This is a genomic window from Nocardioides islandensis (assembly GCF_015352455.1).
GTDB classification, from domain to species: Bacteria; Actinomycetota; Actinomycetes; order Propionibacteriales; family Nocardioidaceae; genus Nocardioides; species Nocardioides islandensis.
The window spans coordinates 80,451-97,289 of sequence record NZ_JADKPN010000005.1 but is presented as its reverse complement, the minus strand read 5'-3'; the positions used below and the strand labels follow the sequence as shown (position 1 = coordinate 97,289).

Genomic DNA, 16,839 nt, shown 5'->3' with positions numbered 1-16,839 from the left:
GACACCTGCCACGCGGAGTCGCCCAACGACTCCCGCCGTATGTCGAACCTGATGGCGACGGACTGGCCGTACGGGGTCACCTCAGCCGGCGCGACCAGGCTGTTGCCGTTCCCGTCGCTGAGCTCCATCTCCGTGGGCCCAGGCCCATCCGGAACGCCGGTCACGACGAGGCTGACACTGATCCTTCCCTGCTCTCGGCGCGCCCAGCTCAAGTGGTCGACCGCCAGCGGCTCGCCTGGGTCGGTCATGGGGTCAGGTCCTTAGCTCCGAGATCGGATCGCTCCCAGGCAGCTCGCAGTTCGCTCCTCGCCCTGGCGGGGTCGCGGTGGCGCGCCTTGCGAACAGCCGCGAGCAGCGGGCTGTCCAGCAGGGCTTCCGGAGAGATCGCGCGAGTGCGGGCCAGGACCCAGGGGGGCACGCCCTGCGGATCGGGTGAGACGAGGTCGGCGACGACCTCGTCGTACGCGGTCGCCAGCCTGCGGTCTTCGCGGTCAGCCATCAAGACGACCAGGCTGCCGGTTGGCGCCGTGTCGACCTCGAGCACGATGAGGTCGGGCCGGTGCCTGCGCAGCACGTCGATGATCTTGTAGACGTCGCCCGCCCATGCGCCCCCCGAGGCGGCGGTGCCGATACGGCCACGGCTTGCTTCGTCGGCCGACCGTGGCAGTACGTCGTCGATCACCACCACGGTCGCAGGATGGCAGTGACGCTCCGTGTTGATGAAGTCGCGCAACGCGAACTCGGCCAGATGCATCCCATCGATGAAAGCGAGATCCACCATCTGGCCCGGAAGATGCGCGAATGGATGGCGCCGAGCGAAGAACTCGTCGCTCGACGTCCTGACCAGGTGGACGTCGCACATCAGCTCGTGGCTGACCTCGAAGAAGGGGTCGACGCCCACACTGGGGACCCGAGACATGGACAGACTCTCCCCCCTGCGCACGCCGATCTCGAAGTAGGTGCGCGGCTGCAGCGTCCGGTGCAGACGGCGGAGGAGAGTGTGTTTTCGCACGCCGCGTCACCCCTTTCGACGGCAGGTCGAAGCGGGCCTGGTCGTGACGTCGGGTCCCACCAGACGAACCTAGTGCTTCACCACGAGGACTGATATCCCGGGCAGGGGCGAGGGCCCGAGTCTCCGATGGACTCCTGCCCTCACGTCGGCTACAAGCCGGCGAAGAGGTCGCGCAGATAGTCGCCCTCATCGCCGTCGGTGTCGAAGTAGAACGGTGAGACGAACCCCCGGCCAGCGCGCCGGCAGAAGAGCTGGTCGAGCCGGTGCCCCATCACGGAGGCGATCATGTACTCGTTGGTGGGGCCGTAACGACGCGACGTCACGGTGATCATCCGCTTCGGCTCGGTGGCGAAGAGAGCGCCGAACATCCCGGCCCCGGAGAACCCGGCTATCACGTCGGCCTCCCGAAACGTGCGCGCTTGTTCTGGCAGGCTCATGGTCTCGGGCCGCAGCACCGTGAATCCGAACTCCTCGGCGAGCCTCTCGACATCGTGACGGTTGCGGCAGTTGCGCCGTTCCTTGGACCGGGTCATGAAGACCCTGCGTGGGTACTCGCGCTCGGGCGCGCGGGTGACCAGCTCGTCTCCGACGCGCCGCCAGACCTCTGCGATCTCGGGGTGGACATACGCCGGCATGCTGAACATCGGCGTCGCCGTCAGCAATCGTTGCACGCGGACCGGCCGCCGGATGACGGCCAGCTGCTCGGGGCGGATGCCGGCTGCCTGCCAGAGCTCCAGCTCCCACGGCTGGATCCTGTGGGTCGTGACGCCCACCAGCACCTTGACGTCGGGAGCGATCCGGCGTGCCGCGGCCAGTGCCCACAGTCGTGACATCTGCTCGGTCATCGCGTGGCCGAACAGGCCGCGCCACTCGCTGTCCAGGTGGAAGAACGTAGCTCGTCGCAGCGGTGGTTCCTCAGCGGGTCGGTCGCTGATCCGGGCGAACAACGGTGCCAGCTCGTCCGTGCAGTGGTTGTGGAGCGGCCGCTCGAGGTGGTGGCGGTAGGTGTCGGGCATGAGGACGCTGTCGTGCGCGACCACCTGACCGGGCGCGCACACGGCTCCCTCGAGCTCGCGCAGGTGCAGCTCAGGAACCTCGAAGGCCGGCTCGTACGGGATGCGCAACGCCGAGGTGTTCTGGCTCAGTTCGCACCGCGACTCGAAACGCAGGCCCGGACGGCGCTCCACCACTCGTGCCGTGGCGCTCCCGCGCAGCTCGATGTACCGCGCCGACTCCACCTCATCGAGCTTGGCCAGCGCCCCTTCTGCCCGCGACACCAGCCAGAGCCACCCGTGCGCCAGATACGTCGCACTGGTCTCGGCGGCCAGCCGAGGCCGGCCCGAACGAAGCTTGGCCAGCATCTGTTCCAGCCCGTCCTGGCCGTCCTGGGTGAGAAAGCAGCCCCCTCGTTGCACGTGGTAGAACACCTCGCGCACCCGGGCGAGCCCGCATGGTCCGCCACGCAGGTCGACCACGACGGAGAAGGGGCCGGCTGCGGCCAGCTGGACGTGCACGTCTTCAGTGACCACGACAACGTCCGCGCCGCGTGCGGTGAGGGCGTTGCGCAGGGCGACGCCACTGGCACCCTCGGGCCCGCTCACGACCGCGACGCGCAGGGGTCGCTGCGTCGTGACGTCGAAGAGGCGACGAGTCACGCGCCTCGCACTGGCCGGCCCCGATGCGCGGGCAGCCCGCGCGCGGCGGAGCCTTCTGCGCACGAGTGACGCCAACCGCGGACCCACTCGTCGTGCGCTGGTCACATGTGCCTCACAACGTCCACACCGGGCTCGCGCCGAGATCGGCCTGCTTCCCGACACTCTAGGTCCAGCAGGGATTCCTGGCTCGCGGCTCGTCGGGTCGACGTCGGGGCGCAGGCTGACCGCACCGTTCGCCCGGAAAGTCGGTGAGTTCGGTCGTTCGGCGACGTACTCTCGTCCGGCCATGGACGACGACGAGCGGCCGCTCCCCACTGCTGAGGAGCTCGGCATCAGCGAGGCGGAGTACCAGCGCATCCTGCGCGGGCTCGACCTGGCGCCGGAGCAGATCGCGGCGACGGTGCGATCCGGTCAGGACCCCGGTGAGGACAAGCGGGGTGTGCGCTGGGAGAAGTGGCCGCTCGTCCTCACCGCCGCGATCCTGGTCGTCATCCTGGTACCCCGGTTCGGGCTGGTCGGCGGCAAGGACTACCCGCCGACGTACGAGTTCCTCCAGGCCGTCGACGGCCAACCCGTGACGTACAGCTCGTGCAGCCTGATCCAGGTCGCGGTGTACCCCGCCGGCGGACCGAGCAACGCCGAGCAGCTGGTCCGCGAGGCGGTCGCGAAGGTCAAGGCCGCGACCGGGCTCGACATCGTCGTGGTCGGGTCGTACGGCGGGCACGCCCCGAACTGGAACTTCGAGGCCGCGCCGGTCACCTACACGGACCCGGTCAGCGTGTCGTGGCAGGACGGCAACGCGATCGCGGCGATGACCGAGGACACGGCGGGCCTCGGCGGCAGCCCCGTGGTGACCAGCGTCAACGGGACGCAGCGCCGGGTGGCCGGCACGATCGCGCTGTCCCGCGACTACTACGCCCAGCTGCAGCAGCGCGGCGACCACGCCGAGGAGGTCGCGGTGCTCCTGCACGAGTTCGGGCACGTGATGGGTCTGGGGCACGTCGACTCGCCGCACGAGCTGATGTACGAGGACAACGTCGGGCAGACCGAGTTCGGCGCCGGCGACCTCGAGGGCCTGCGGCGCCTGGGCCAGGGGCCCTGCGTCTCCTGAGGACGACGTCGCGGCAAGGTGGCACGCGTACGTCGCGGGCGGCCGTAGTTGAGAAGTTGCTGAAGGCCCTTCCGTACGGCGCCGGGGTCCGTAGCCTGGCAGCGTGGACGTGGGTGCTCCCGAGCTGATCCTCCTGCTGGTGGTCCTCGTGCTGCTCTTCGGGGCCAAGAAGCTGCCGGAGCTGGCCCGCGGCAGCGGTCGGGCGCTGCGCATCTTCAAGCAGGAGGTCAACGCCAAGGACGAGGCGCCCGAGCAGGACGCCTGAACGACGAACCGGGGCCGCCGGCATGGTGCCCGTGACCCCGGTCCGCGTTCAGCGGCGGATCACCTCACGGGCTGGCCCGGCGGGACGTTCATGACCAGGAGCTGGCCCTTCTCGACCTGAGCCGGGTCGGCGACCGCGGTGTGGTTCTGGTCGTCGAGCAGGTACTTGCCGGCGCCGAGGAACGGGGCCCAGATGATGCCCGAGGACTCCTCGTCGATGGTGGTGAACGAGCTCCCGCCCGGAGTGAAGCGCTGCGGGTCGTGGTCGGCGATCCGTCGCATGGCGCCCGTCGTGGTGTCGTACTGGTAGATGCCGGCGAGGTAGGCGTTGCCACCCGGGTCCTCCTGGATGAGGACCTGTCCGCGACCGTTGATGGTCAGGTTGTCCATCATCTTGGGCCCGACGGAGGCCGGGGTGTCGTCGGCCGGGCCTTCGAGGACCTTGGTGATCGTGCCGCCGAGCTCCGGGTGGGCGGCGTCGACGAAGCTGAGCCGCCACAGACGGCTGTGCTTCGTCATGCCGGCCGTCGTCACGAAGTAGTAGTCGTTCGGGTTGCTGGGATCCCAGGCGCCGTCCTCGGGACGGTCGAACGCCGTGCCGGTGTCCGACAGGGTGAACGGCTGCGGGGTGCTGGGGAAGGCCGTCGCGCCGCTCTCCGTGGGGAAGCCGGTGACCGCGATGCTCTTGCGGGTCCCGCCGGTCAGACCGGCCCGCTCGATCGGGGAGCCGGTCGCCTTCTTGGTGCCCGAGTACACGTAGACGTTCTGCGTGCCGCCGTCGCTCTGGCCGATCACTGTCGTGGCGTCGCCGGTGGCCGGGTTGGCGACCACGTTCTCCCAGCCGGCCTTCCCCAGCGCGGTCAGCTCGTAGCTGGTGCCGCTGTCGACGACGTGGGCGAACGCGCGTCCGTTGGGCGCGCTCTCCTCGCCGTCCATGAAGATCCGACCGTCGTAGCCCAGGCCCGTCTCCGGGTTGTAGAAGGCCGTCAGGGCCGGCAGGTCGGCCGAGCACAGACGATCGAGGTTCTTCGGCCCCGTCACGTTGACCAGGTTGGTGATCTGGTCGCGACCGGAGATCACCTCCAGCGTGTCCTTGTCGATCACCCACCGGGAGACGAACGATCCCGACGTGTTGCCGTGGCTGCGCGCCACGCTCGTGGCGGCACCGAACTCGTGGTTCATCAGCACGGTGAAGGTGCCGTCACCGTTGTCGTAGGCGCCCAGGCCGTCGGGGGTGCCGGCCATCGTGTAGCCGCCGACGGTGTCACCCGCGGTGAGGATGCTGGTGAGGGTGACGCCCGGGACGTGGCGGACGAGGTACGGCGTGTCACTGCTGGACGGCCCGGAGGAGCCGCCGGGAGCGGCCATCGCGGCGCCGCCGACGCTGAGTGCGAGAGCGGACGCCACGGCGCCGGCGGCGAAGCGAGGTGTGGACTTGGCAGACATCGACGATCCCTTTCGAAGGTCTCCGCGGGGTGCGGACGTGGCCACGACGCTAGGGAGCGGAATCGACCCGGCCGCGGCACGTGGGACGACGAACGGGTGAACAGTCGGCGACGCTCGATCGCGCCATGGCGTCAGGGGCCGCGTGAGAGACTCCCGCCCCGAGCCAAGGAGTGCCCATGCCCCTGCCCCACATCACGCGCATGCCGATGCGCCGCACGGCCGCGGCCGCGGTCGCGACCGCCCTGCTGGCGCTGTCATTGACCGCCTGCGGGGACGACGGCTCCTCGTCGCCCGGCGGTGGCGCGACCGAGACCAAGACGATCACCATCACCTTCGACGGCGACACCGTCACGCCCAACGGTGAGCGTGTCGACGTCGCGGTCGGCCAGCCGATCGAGCTCGACGTCACCGCCGACGCCCCGGGCGAGATCCACGTGCACAGCAACCCCGAGCAGGAGCTCGAGTACGACGAGGGGTCCACGACCCTGACGCTCGACCCGATCACCCAGCCCGGGGTGGTCGACGTGGAGTCCCACAGCCTCGAGCAGACGATCGTCCAGCTCGAGGTGAAGTAGCGCGAGCGCTGGTCGGGGAGGTCGCGCTGGGTCGGCTTCCTCCACCAGGAGCGGCGTGAGTATGGTTAGGCTGCCCTAACTCCTTCGAGAGGTCGTCGTGAAGCCTGCTCCCGTCCTCCTCGCGCTCACCCTCGTCACCGCGCTGGCGGCGACGGGCTGCAGCAGTGACGACGGACCGTCGATCGTCGTCTACAACGCCCAGCACGAGCAGCTGCTGGAGGAGATCGCGCCGGCGTTCACCGACAAGACCGGGATCGAGGTCGAGCTGCGCAACGGCGACGACGCCGAGCTGTCCGCCCAGCTGGTCCAGGAGGGCGACGCCTCCCCGGCCGACGTGTTCCTCACCGAGAACTCTCCGGCCATGTCGGCCGTGGAGCGGGCCGGCCTGTTCGCGCCGCTCGACGCCGCCGCCACCGACCCGATCCCCGCGCAGTACCGCCCGGAGAGCGGCCTGTGGACCGGCTTCGTCGCACGCTCCACGGTGCTCGTCTACAACCCGAGCCTGATCTCCGAGGACGAGCTGCCGGACTCGATCATGGACCTCGCCGACCCGGCGTGGGCCGGCAAGATCGCGTTCTCCCCGACCGGTGCCGACTTCCAGGCCATCGTCGCGGCGGTGCTCGACCTCGAGGGCGAGGACGCCACGCGCCAGTGGCTGGCCGGTCTCAAGGCCAACGGCACGGTCTACGACGGCAACAACGTCGTGCTGGAGTCGGTCAATGCCGGCGAGGTGCCGATCGGCATCGAGTACCACTACTACTGGTACCGCGACCAGGCCGAGTCCGGCGAGAACAGCGACAACACCGAGCTCTACTTCTTCGGCGACCAGGATCCCGGAGCCTTCCTGTCGATCTCCGGGGCGGGCGTCCTGAAGTCCAGCGACCACGCGGCCGACGCCCAGAAGTTCGTGGAGTTCCTGACCAGCACCGAGGGCCAGCAGGACCTCGCGGACAGCTACGCGCTGGAGTACCCGCTCAACCCCGCGGTCGGCCTCGACCCGCCGGTGAGGCCGCTCTCGGAGCTCCAGCCGCCCACCGTCGGCATCAGCGACCTCGACGGGCAGCAGGTCGTCGACCTGATGACGGAAGCGGGGTTCCTCTGACGGCTCCCACCCGCGCCGGGGCTCCTGGTCCGGGCGCGGTCCTCGCCCTGCTGGGGGTGCTGGTCGCGGCGACGTGCCTGCTGCCCCTGGGGTACGTCGTCGTCTCGTCCGCCCAGCTCGGGCCCGGCGAGGCGATGGACTTCCTGGTCCGCCCACGCGTCGGCCGGCTGCTCTGGAACACCACCCGCCTGCTGCTCGGCGGCGTGACGCTCAGCGTGGTGCTGGGGGTGGCCTGCGCGTGGCTCGTCGTCCGCACGAACCTGCCGGGGCGGCACCTCTGGCACGGCCTGCTCGCCGCGCCGCTCGCCGTACCGGCGTTCGTGAACGGCTGGGGCTGGGTGTCCACGACGCACGGCGTCCGGTCCTTCTGGGGAGCGGTCCTCGTGGTCAGCCTGTCCTACTACCCGCTGGTGTACCTGCCCACGGTCGCCGCCCTGCGGCGCCTGGACTCCGGGCTCGAGGACGTCGCCGCGTCGCTCGGCCACCGGTCGGTCGCCACGTTCCTGCGCGTCGTGCTGCCGGCGATCAGCCCCGCGGTCCTGGGCGGCGCGCTGCTGGTCGGGCTGCACCTGCTCGGCGAGTACGGCGCGCTGCAGATCCTCAACTACCCGACCCTGACGACGGGGATCCTCGACCAGTACCGCACCAGCTTCAACGGCCCGGCGGCCACGTTGCTCGCGCTGGTGCTGGTCGCGTTCTGCCTGCTGCTGCTGGCGCTCGAGCTCCTCGCGCGCGGGCAGCGGCGCCGGTCCCGTGTGGGGTCCGGGGTCAACCGGCTGGCCACCCGCACCAGGCTCGGCTCCTCCGCGGCGCCCGTCGTCCTCGGCCTGACCGGGCTCGCGGTCCTCTCCCTGGGCGTCCCCCTCGCGAGCCTGGCGCGATGGCTGGTCCGGGGTACGTCGACGGCGTTCCCGGTCGGCGAGCTGACGTCGGCGACGTTCACGACCCTCGGTCTGGCGGTCGCCGGCGGGCTGGTCGCCACCGTCGCCGCGCTGCCGGTCGCCTGGCTGGCGGTCCGCCACCGCGGCGTCCTGGCCACCGCGATCGAGCGCAGCGTGTACCCCGCCAACGCGCTGCCCGGCATCGTCGTCGCCCTCGCCCTCGTCACGGTGTCGATCCGCTCCGTCCCGGCGCTCTACCAGACGATTCCCCTGCTGGTGCTGGGCTACAGCATCTTGTTCCTGCCCCGCGCCGTCGTCAGCGTGCGTGGCACCCTCGAGCTCGCGCCGCCCGTGCTCGACGACGTGGCCCGGTCCCTGGGCTGCACCGACGTCGAGGCCGCACGCCGGGTGACCCTCCCCCTGATCCTGCCGGGGCTGGGTGCCTCGCTGGCCCTGGTGTCGCTGGCGGTCAGCACCGAGCTCACCGCCACGCTGCTGCTCTCGCCGATCGGCACCAACACCCTGGCCACCCGGTTCTGGCAGCAGGCGTACTCCGTCCAGTACGGCGCCGCCGCGCCGTACGCCGTCCTCCTGATCCTGCTCTCGGTGCCGGCCACCTGGCTGCTCTCGCGGGCGGCCAACCGGGACGGACTGCGGGCCCCTGTCCGCCCCCTGGGAGCGGTCACGTGACCGGACTGCGCGTGGAGGGGCTGGCGAAGTCCTTCGGCCAGACACGGGTGCTCGACGGGCTGGACCTGACCGTCACCGACGGGATCACCGCCGTGCTCGGGCCGTCGGGGTGCGGCAAGACGACCCTGCTGCGGCTGGTCGCGGGCTTCCTCGACCCCGACGGCGGCACGATCGCGATCGGCGGCCGGGTCGTGGCGGGGGCCTGCCGCTCGGTGCCTGCCCGGGCCCGGAAGGTGGGGTACGTGCCGCAGGAGGGTGCGTTGTTCCCGCACCTCGACGTCTCCGCGAACATCGGCTTCGGGCTCCCACGGGCCGAGCGGCGCGGCGCCCGGGTCACCGAGATGCTCGACCTGGTGGAGCTGCCCGCCGTGGTCGCGCACCGCTACCCGCACGAGCTGTCGGGCGGCCAGCAGCAGCGTGTCGCGCTGGCCCGGGCCCTAGCCCCGGCGCCGACCCTGGTCCTCCTCGACGAGCCGTTCTCCTCCCTCGACGCCGGGCTGCGCGAGGACACCGGCCGCGCCGTCGCCCGCGCACTGCGCGCCAGCGGGGCGACGGCCCTGCTCGTCACCCACGACCAGGGCGAGGCGCTGTCGCTGGCGGACCAGGTGGCCGTCATGTCGCGCGGCCGGTTCCTCCAGGTGTCCTCGCCGGCCGACATCTACCTGAGACCGGCCTCTCCGGACGTCGCCGGGTTCGTCGGCCACGCGACCCTCCTCGCGGGCTCCGCCGCAGGTCAGCAGGCCAGCAGCGACCTGGGCGACGTACCCCTCCTCGACCCGCACGACGGTCCCGTGCTGCTGGCGATCCGGCCCGAGCAGGTCACCGTGGCGCCGTCCGGCGGGGTACGTGCGGAGGTGCTCGACGTGTCGTACTTCGGCCACGACGCCACCGTCCGGGCTCGCATCGAGGGCAGCGACGCCGTCGTGATCGCGCGCGTGCCGGCCGGCGGCGTCCCCGACCCCGGCTCCACGGTCTGCCTGCGCGTCTCGGGGGCCGTCCTCGCCTTCCCCCAGGGGGACGGGCGATGACCACCCAGCCGACCGTCGCCCTCCCGCTCCTCGGCGGTCGCGAGGACGCCCCGGCACTGCTCACCACGACGGGGTCGGTGACGTACGCCGAGCTGGCCGGCCGTGTCGAGGCCCGCCGCGCGACCCTCGGCCCGACCCGCCGACTGGTGCTCCTCGAGGCCGGCAACGACGTCGACAGCGTGGTCACCTACCTGGCGGCGCTGGCCGGTTGCCATCCCGTGCTGCTCGCCGCGCCGGGCGACGTCGAGCGGCACGCCGATCTCGTCGCGCACTACCGGCCGGACGTCGTGCAGACCGGCGACGGGGTGCTGCGCGAGCAGCGGCCGGGCACCGCCCACGACCTGCACCCCGACCTCGCGCTGCTGCTCAGCACCTCCGGCTCGACGGGGTCGCCCAAGCTGGTGCGGCTGTCGCTGGCCAGCGTGCTCGCGAACGCCCGCAGCATCGCGTCGTACCTCTCGATCCGCGACACCGACCGCGCCATCACCTCGCTCCCGCTGCACTACTGCTACGGCCTGTCGGTGCTGAACAGCCACCTGGTGGGTGGCGCCGCGGTCGTGCTCACCGACCTCTCGGTCGCCGACGAGTGCTTCTGGACGCTGGCCGCCGAGACCCGGGCCAGCAGCCTCGCCGGCGTGCCGTACACCTTTGACCTGCTGGAGGCCTCCGGCTTCCGTGACAGAGACCTGCCCCACCTCAGGTACGTCACGCAGGCGGGCGGCCGGATGGCCCCGGAACGGGTGCGCGAGTACGCCGCCCTCGGCCGCGAGCGCGGCTGGGACCTCGTCGTGATGTACGGCCAGACCGAGGCCACCGCCCGGATGGCGTACCTGCCCCCTGACCTGGCCGAGCCACGGCCCGAGGCGGTCGGCATCCCGATCCCGGGCGGCAGCTTCCGGCTGGCCGGCGTCGACGGTCAGCCGGTGCACCTCGGCGAGCTGGTCTACGAGGGCCCGAACGTGATGATGGGGTACGCCGTGGAGCCGGCCGACCTCGCTCGCGGCGCCGAGCTGACCGAGCTGCGCACCGGTGACCTGGCGCGGCAGGCCGACGACGGGCTGTGGGAGATCGTCGGTCGCCTCGGCCGGCACGCGAAGCTGTTCGGCCTGCGGCTGGACCTCGACCGCATCGAGTCCGTGCTCGCGAGCGAGGGTCGAGCGGCGCACGTGGTGGTGCGCGACGAGCACCTCTGGGTGTTCACCGACCGACCCCGTGCTGTCGAGCGCACCCGGCTCGCCGTTCTCGGGCTGACCGGCCTGCCCGCGTCGGCGGTGCGCGCCGTGCGCCTGGACGCGATGCCGCGGACGGCGGCGGGCAAGCCGGACCACGCCGCTCTGACCCGCCACGCGGACCGGCTCACAGCGGACGGCACGGCAGCCACGGAGTCGGCCGGGGCGACGGCCACCGGGATCCGCGACCTGTACGCCGTGCTCCTCGGCCGCCCCGACGCAACCGTCCGGGACAGCTTCGTGGACCTCGGCGGCGACTCGCTGTCCTACGTCGAGGCCACCACGCGCCTCGGCCGGATGCTCGGCACGCTGCCGCCCGGGTGGCAACGCCTCGACCCCGACTCGTTGGCCCGGTCCCGGCGTCGTGCCCCGCGGTACACGCTGCCGGTCGACCTGTCCGCGGTCCTGCGCGCGGTGGCCGTGAGCCTGGTCCTGGTCAGCCACGCCGACATCGCCCAGCTCCAGGGCGGGGCGCACGTGCTGCTGGCCGTCGCGGGGTACAACCTCGCGCGGTTCCAGCTCGACATGCCGGGCCGCGCGGAGCGGGCGCGCGCGATCGCGCGCACCGCGGCGACGGTGGCCGTGCCGGCGGCGCTGTGGATCGGTGCCGTGGCGCTGGTCTCCGGCACCTACCGCTGGCAGACCGCGCTCCTGCTCAACAACGTGACCGGCGCCGGCCACTGGACCGACGACTGGCAGTTCTGGTTCCTCGAGGCGCTGGTCTGGGCCTACGTGTTCATCGCCCTCGTGCTCGCCGTGCCGTGGCTCGACCGCTGGCAGCGGGCGCACCCGTTCGGCGCACCCCTGCTGGTCCTCGGCGCCTGTCTGCTCGCCAGGTACGTGCTGGTCGGCGTCGAGGCCGGGCCGGTCGAGCGCTACACGACCGTCGTCGTGCTGTGGTGCGTCGCCCTGGGCTGGGCCGCCGCGGCCGCTCGCACCCACGCCCAGCGACTGGTCGTCGCGGCGGTCACCGTCGTGGCGACGGTCGGCTTCTTCGACGACCCGCGTCGCGAGCGGATCGTGATGGCCGGGATCCTGCTCCTGCTCGTCGACCGGGCAGTGCCGCTGCCGCGCTGGGTGGCCGCCGTCGTGCAGACCGTCGCCGCGGCGTCGTTGTGGATCTACCTCACCCAGTGGCAGGTGTACCCCGAGCTCGAGGACGCCGGCCACCCGTACGCCGCGGTCCTCGCCGCACTCCTGGCCGGGGTCGTCGCCAAGGCGCTCGTGGACCGAGTCAGCCCCAGAGTGCTCGGCGAACGGCGTCGGCGGCCCACGCGGCGTACCGCCGCGACGCCCACCCGCGGTCGCGCACCAGCACGGCGTGCAGCTGTGGGCTGAGCAGCGCGAACACCACGTCTGTCACCCGCCTGGCGGTGACGCCGGGCGCGAGCGGTCGCAGCGCCCGCAGCTGCTGCACGAGCGCACCGGCCCGTCGGGACCTGTCGGCCTCCAGGCGTGCATGGACCGCGACGGCCGCTGTGTCGGAGGGCGGCGCCGAGCCGATCGCGAGCGCCAGGGCGCCCGTGGCGTCCAGCTCCGCAGTGGCATCCTCGGCCAGCCGGAGCAGGAGCTCGTCGGGGTCGGTCACCGCGTTGTGCGCCCGGCGTTCAGGAGTGCCGGCCTCGACGGCCGCCTGGAGCAGGTTCGCCTTGTTCTGGTAGGCGAAGTACACCCCCTGCACGGACATGCCGGAAGCCGCTGCGACCGCCTCGATGGTGGTGCCGGCGTACCCCTCGGTCGTGAACAACCGCGTCGCGGCGTCGGTCATCGCGCGCCTGTTGGCCTGCTTCTGCTGGTCTCTGCTCACGCGTCGAGCGTACTGGAGTCACTCTCTAGAGTGACACTCTAGAAGATCGCTCCAGTCGCTCGCCGGCGGCCGGCAGCTCGCGGGACCCCGAAATGTGAAGGACCCCCTGCGGGGGGCCACAGGGGGTCGCTAGCACTGGTTGGGGGGATTGCCAGTGCAGAATCTCACGGTTGCCGGGGGGGTTTGACGCCCGCGAGATTTGTTCACTTCGACCGGGGGGCGGGGTTCTTGTTTGCCCCCCGATGTTGACTCAACTTTACAGCGGAGGCACATCCCGGGGGCCGAAACGGGGATTTCGGAGACCCTTTCCGAGGGTGGTCTAGCACAGTTGGAAATGGCCTCTGACCTGCGGAAACGTCTCGACCAAGGGTACCTGGGGATGCGCATGCTGGACGACCGTCAAAAGTCAAGATCGACTTTTACCTTGAAGGGGGTCCACCATGGTCCCCGACCGGACTAGTCAGCCGGTCGACCTGTGAGAGGGAGACAGATCATGGCTCGTCGGAGCAAGCTCGCCGTCGCGGCAGTCGCCGCGGCACTCGTCGCCAGCCTGGGCGCAACCGCCGTCGCGGCCTCGCCGGACGCCGGTGGTGTCCACATGGTCAAGCGCGACGCAAGCGGCTGCTGCTAACTCAGCGCAGCTCGATACCCAGCTTGTTCGCGGACTTGACCCGCGGCCTCGCTTGGATGCCCGACGATGCTGCCGCGCTTCGATAAGCGTCGCGCGCCGCGTCGAACTCGTCCACGTCCTCCAACAGACCGGCGAGCTCGAACCACATCTCGGCCGCTGAACGATCCGACCCGACTCCCGTCAGGATGAGCACGGCCTCGCGGTAGGCCGTTGCCGCCTGGGCAACATCGCCGCGCGCGGCATGGACCTGACCCTCCAGTGACTTCGCATCGGCTGCGGTGAGCGGCGAAAGTGTCAGCACACTCTCCAGGACCCGAACCGTCATCATCTCGGCGAGGTCGAACTCGCCGCTCAGGTAGTGGGCCCGAGCCTGAGCCAGCTCGTTGCGCCCGATGTCGACCGGGTTGGCGCTGTTGTTGCGCATCTCTTCCAGGGCCTGCACCAGGTTGAGCTTCGCCTCGTCGACCTGCGGCGGGTCCAGCTGCAGCTGCAGGGTGCCGAGGTTGGTGCGCAGGACGGCGAGGTTGCGAGCGTCCTGCCCCTCGGCGAAGAGCGCGAGCGCGCGCTGGGCCAGCGGCACCGCGTCGCGGACCGAGCCGCGGCCGGCCTCGAAGATGCTGGCGTTCCAGTAGGCCGAGGCCCGAGCCACAGGGGAGTCGAGCTTCTCCGCCTTGGCCATCGCCTTGCGGCAGACGCGCACCGCCTGGGCCACGTCGCCACGGAAGTAGTAGGCAAGAGACATGCTGACGGCCAGCTGGACGGCCTCGTCGGTGCTGTCGAGCGGGGTCTCGGCCAGGTGCTCGAGCAGCATCTCGCCGACCTCGATGGACTTCGAGAAGTCGCCGGACGTCCGGTAGCAGCGGACCAGGGCCAGGCCGACCTTGATCTGGAGCACGTTGCCGACCCGCGGGGTCAGCAGGGCTTCCAGCTCGATCACTGCGTCGTCGATCAGGCCCTGCGCCTCGAGGGCGCGGGCGACGAGGAAACGAGCCCGGTAGGTGTGCTCCTTGAGAGCGGCGGCTTCAGCGGCCTCGCGCGCGTCGCGGGCCTGCAGCTCGGCGGCCTGCGGCTCGCCGGACTCGAGCGAGAGCTCGGCGAAGTCGAGGTTCAGGTTGATCTGCTCCAGCTCCTGCGGGGCCACGCCCATGAGCAGCTGCTCGACGGGGGTCCCGAGGCGGAAGCAGAGGTCGGTGAGGACCTGGAGGTTCGGCCTGCGCTGGCCGGCCTCGATCCTGGAGACGTAACCCACCGACACGTCGGCGCCGGCGAGATCGGTCTGGGTCATGCCCTTGGCCACGCGCGCGGCGCGCAGCCGTTGACCCAGCTCGGCCGGGTCGATCTTGCGAAGCAGGTCCGCCTGTCGCGCATCCATGTGCGCCAGTGTGACCGACACGTGTCAATTCCGGTCGAAAACGCGACAACTCGTGATGTGACCGCTCAGATCGTGGGCTGGTCCAGACCACGGGCAGGCCGCGGCACCGTTTCAGCCGGGCACGCCGCGGGTTCTGACAGGGGGGTGACAGGGGCGCTTGAAGGGGGGATGGGGACCATTCTGCGTGACCGTTCGGAGGCTCACTGACGAATGCGGTGGTCGGATCGGGTGAAATCGTCTGGCTCGAAAGGACTAGACGGACTGGTCGCAGCGGGTGGTTTCCGCCCGCCCGTTGCGTCAGATCCAGCGTGAGAACCAGATCCGGTCGAGCCATTCCTTGTGGGTCAGCAGCTGGTCGGTGTAGATCGGCCAGAACCACGCGAAGTTCAGCAGCACGAGCATGAAGAACGCGCCGGAGACGATGACCCCCGCTGTACGCCGTGGGCTGGGCGCCGCCGACGCGCCGAGCAGCCGCCCCATCAGCAGGGCGATCGCGATGACCATGAACGGGATGGTGATGATCGCGTAGAAGATGAAGATCGGCCGGTCGGCGTACTGCAGCCAGGGCAGCCAGGTGGACAGGGTGCCGACGACGGCGACGCCGTACCTCCAGTCGCGGGCGCCGATCCAGAGCACCGCCGCGGCCAGCACGGCCAGGCAGCCGCCCCACCAGAGGGCGGGCGTACCGAGCAGCGTGATCACCCGCAGGCAGTCGCTCCCGCTCGGGGCGTCGCAGCCCTGGGTGCCGGGCTGGATCTTGGTGTCCGCGTCCACGCCGACGGGGCGGTTCAGGATCAACCAGCCGGACGGCTGGGAGGCGTAGATGTGCGTGGAGCAGTTCAGGAAGTGCGTGTGGAACGTGTAGACGTCCTGGTGGTAGTACCAGAGCGACCGCAGTGACTGGACGACCTCGCCCAGCCCGGAGGCGTCCGGCTCGGTGGCCGTGGGCCACCGGGCATCGGTGTCGGGGTCGTCGCTGATGTAGCTGGTGCCGTCGCAGTGCCCGTGCCCGGAGTACTTGGTGTACTGCGTGGAGGACAGGTCGTGCTCGTACTTCTCGGCGTGGACCAGCCAGCCCGTCCAGGTGGCCGTGTACACGACCACGGCGACGCCGACGACGCTCAGGAAGGCCGGCACGCCGTCGGCGAGCACCGAGCGCGCCAGAGCGGCCCGGACGCCGTACGCGCGGCGTGCTCCGGCGCTCCACGCGAACGTGAGCAGCCCGAAGGCCGCCATCGGGTAGACCGCCTCCCACTTGCTGCCGCAGGCGAGTCCCCAGCTGACCCCTGCGGCGACCAGCCACGGCCGGAACGCCAGGGCGCGCACCGGCCCCGTGCCGGCGGCCACCTGGCCCCCTGAGGAGGCGGTGAGGCGGGCGAGGCGCGAGCGGTACCAGTCGCGGTCGGCGACGTGGCAGTGCACCGCCAGCAGCAGGAAGAACGCCACGAAGATGTCGAGCAGCGCGATCCGCGACAGCACGAGCTGCATCCCGTCGAACGACAGCAGCAGGCCGGCCACCAGGCCGAGGAGGGTCGAGCCGGTCATGCGTCGTACCAGCCGGCACATCACCAGGATCATCAGCGAGCCGATGATCGCGGCGGCGATTCGCCAGCCGAACGGGTCCATCCCGAAGGCCTTCTCGCCGGCGGCGATCAGCCACTTGCCGACCTCGGGGTGCACCGACATGGATGCGGTGGACTTCCACTGGTCGGTGGTGTCCCCGGCGAGGATCGCGGAGTTGACCTTGTCGCCGTCGAGGTAGTCGCGCGCGTAGCCGAAGTGGAGCATCGACCAGGCGTCCTTGGCGTAGTACGTCTCGTCGAAGAGGAACTCGTGGGGCGTCCCGAGCTTCCAGAGCCGCAGGAACAGCGCCAGGACGGTGACGCTGAGGGCGCCGACCCAGCCGACGAACGGGTCCTCGACGCGCAGCCGGTTGCGCGACCGCTCCGTCGCCGGCGGAACCGGACGGTCGTCGGCGGTCCGCGAGAGGCCGGCCCTCTCCGGTGCGGCGGTCGTCACGGTCGGCAAGACTACGA

General features: G+C 71.1%; 14 protein-coding genes. 8 read left to right on the top strand and 6 right to left on the bottom strand.

From position 1 onward, the window contains the following. Positions 1-244 precede the first annotated feature (244 nt). Complete coding sequence (locus ISU07_RS10555) at positions 245-901, bottom strand: class I SAM-dependent methyltransferase (protein ID WP_323742544.1); 657 nt, start codon at positions 899-901, stop codon at positions 245-247. Positions 902-1,161: 260 nt separating this feature from the next. Continuing rightward, positions 1,162-2,667 (bottom strand): glycosyltransferase family 61 protein, encoded by a 1,506-nt coding sequence (locus ISU07_RS24770; RefSeq protein ID WP_194706754.1) that lies wholly within the window; start codon positions 2,665-2,667, stop codon positions 1,162-1,164. 286 nt (positions 2,668-2,953) lie between these two features. Between ISU07_RS24770 and ISU07_RS10545 the strand changes: the two genes are divergently transcribed. Further along, complete coding sequence (locus ISU07_RS10545; RefSeq protein ID WP_194706753.1) at positions 2,954-3,778, top strand: matrixin family metalloprotease; 825 nt, start codon at positions 2,954-2,956, stop codon at positions 3,776-3,778. Positions 3,779-3,881: 103 nt separating this feature from the next. Beyond that, the gene (gene tatA, locus ISU07_RS10540; RefSeq protein WP_194706752.1) at positions 3,882-4,043 is read left to right on the top strand and encodes a twin-arginine translocase TatA/TatE family subunit; all 162 of its coding nucleotides are present in this window, start codon (positions 3,882-3,884) and stop codon (positions 4,041-4,043) included. Positions 4,044-4,102: 59 nt separating this feature from the next. Here the strand turns inward: tatA and ISU07_RS10535 are convergent, their stop codons facing one another. Then, positions 4,103-5,488 (bottom strand): hypothetical protein, encoded by a 1,386-nt coding sequence (locus ISU07_RS10535; protein ID WP_194706751.1) that lies wholly within the window; start codon positions 5,486-5,488, stop codon positions 4,103-4,105. Positions 5,489-5,664: 176 nt separating this feature from the next. On the opposite strand from ISU07_RS10535, the gene ISU07_RS10530 reads away from it, so the two are divergent. The 5 genes from ISU07_RS10530 to ISU07_RS10510 all read left to right on the top strand — a co-directional run bounded on the left by ISU07_RS10530 (position 5,665) and on the right by ISU07_RS10510 (position 12,331). Further along, entirely contained in the window at positions 5,665-6,063 is a 399-nt protein-coding gene (locus tag ISU07_RS10530; protein WP_228521671.1) for a hypothetical protein, read from the top strand. A 97-nt stretch (positions 6,064-6,160) separates the two neighbouring features. Next, positions 6,161-7,165, top strand: coding sequence for an iron ABC transporter substrate-binding protein (locus ISU07_RS10525; RefSeq protein ID WP_194706750.1), 1,005 nt, complete (start codon positions 6,161-6,163; stop codon positions 7,163-7,165). A gap of 56 nt (positions 7,166-7,221) precedes the next feature. Next, a complete protein-coding gene (locus tag ISU07_RS10520) occupies positions 7,222-8,736 on the top strand; it encodes an ABC transporter permease (protein WP_323742543.1) in 1,515 nt (504 codons plus the stop codon). Continuing rightward, on the top strand, positions 8,733-9,764 hold the full coding sequence (locus ISU07_RS10515; RefSeq protein WP_194706749.1) for an ABC transporter ATP-binding protein: 1,032 nt from the start codon (positions 8,733-8,735) through the stop codon (positions 9,762-9,764). Before ISU07_RS10520 ends, ISU07_RS10515 begins: the two co-directional genes overlap by 4 nt. After that, positions 9,761-12,331, top strand: a complete 2,571-nt coding sequence (locus ISU07_RS10510; RefSeq protein ID WP_194706748.1) for an AMP-binding protein — start codon at positions 9,761-9,763, stop codon at positions 12,329-12,331. The genes ISU07_RS10515 and ISU07_RS10510 overlap by 4 nt, the downstream gene beginning before the upstream one ends. On the opposite strand, the gene ISU07_RS10505 is transcribed toward ISU07_RS10510, so the two are convergent. Next, the gene (locus ISU07_RS10505) at positions 12,228-12,800 is read right to left on the bottom strand and encodes a TetR/AcrR family transcriptional regulator (protein ID WP_194706747.1); all 573 of its coding nucleotides are present in this window, start codon (positions 12,798-12,800) and stop codon (positions 12,228-12,230) included. The two genes, ISU07_RS10510 and ISU07_RS10505, sit on opposite strands and share 104 nt — an antisense overlap. Positions 12,801-13,293: 493 nt before the next feature. Here ISU07_RS10505 and ISU07_RS10500 point away from each other — a divergent pair, with 493 nt between their 5' ends. Then, positions 13,294-13,431: a hypothetical protein gene (locus tag ISU07_RS10500; protein ID WP_194706746.1), complete on the top strand. Its 138-nt coding sequence runs from the start codon at positions 13,294-13,296 to the stop codon at positions 13,429-13,431. A gap of 1 nt (position 13,432) precedes the next feature. Here ISU07_RS10500 and ISU07_RS10495 read toward each other — a convergent pair whose 3' ends face one another. Next, on the bottom strand, positions 13,433-14,803 hold the full coding sequence (locus tag ISU07_RS10495; RefSeq protein ID WP_194706745.1) for a helix-turn-helix domain-containing protein: 1,371 nt from the start codon (positions 14,801-14,803) through the stop codon (positions 13,433-13,435). Between the two features lie 297 nt (positions 14,804-15,100). Further along, positions 15,101-16,822, bottom strand: coding sequence for a dolichyl-phosphate-mannose--protein mannosyltransferase (locus tag ISU07_RS10490; protein WP_323742542.1), 1,722 nt, complete (start codon positions 16,820-16,822; stop codon positions 15,101-15,103). Positions 16,823-16,839 lie beyond the last annotated feature (17 nt).

Excerpts from the sequence above, each read along its gene's own strand:
- ISU07_RS10545 (WP_194706753.1), top strand. The coding sequence starts at position 2,954 with ATGGACGACGACGAGCGGCCGCTCCCCACTGCTGAGGAGCTCGGCATC.
- ISU07_RS10535 (WP_194706751.1), bottom strand. The coding sequence starts at position 5,488 with ATGTCTGCCAAGTCCACACCTCGCTTCGCCGCCGGCGCCGTGGCGTCC.
- ISU07_RS10530 (WP_228521671.1), top strand. The coding sequence starts at position 5,665 with ATGCCCCTGCCCCACATCACGCGCATGCCGATGCGCCGCACGGCCGCG.
- ISU07_RS10510 (WP_194706748.1), top strand. The coding sequence starts at position 9,761 with ATGACCACCCAGCCGACCGTCGCCCTCCCGCTCCTCGGCGGTCGCGAG.
- ISU07_RS10500 (WP_194706746.1), top strand. The coding sequence starts at position 13,294 with ATGGCTCGTCGGAGCAAGCTCGCCGTCGCGGCAGTCGCCGCGGCACTC.
- ISU07_RS10495 (WP_194706745.1), bottom strand. The coding sequence starts at position 14,803 with ATGGATGCGCGACAGGCGGACCTGCTTCGCAAGATCGACCCGGCCGAG.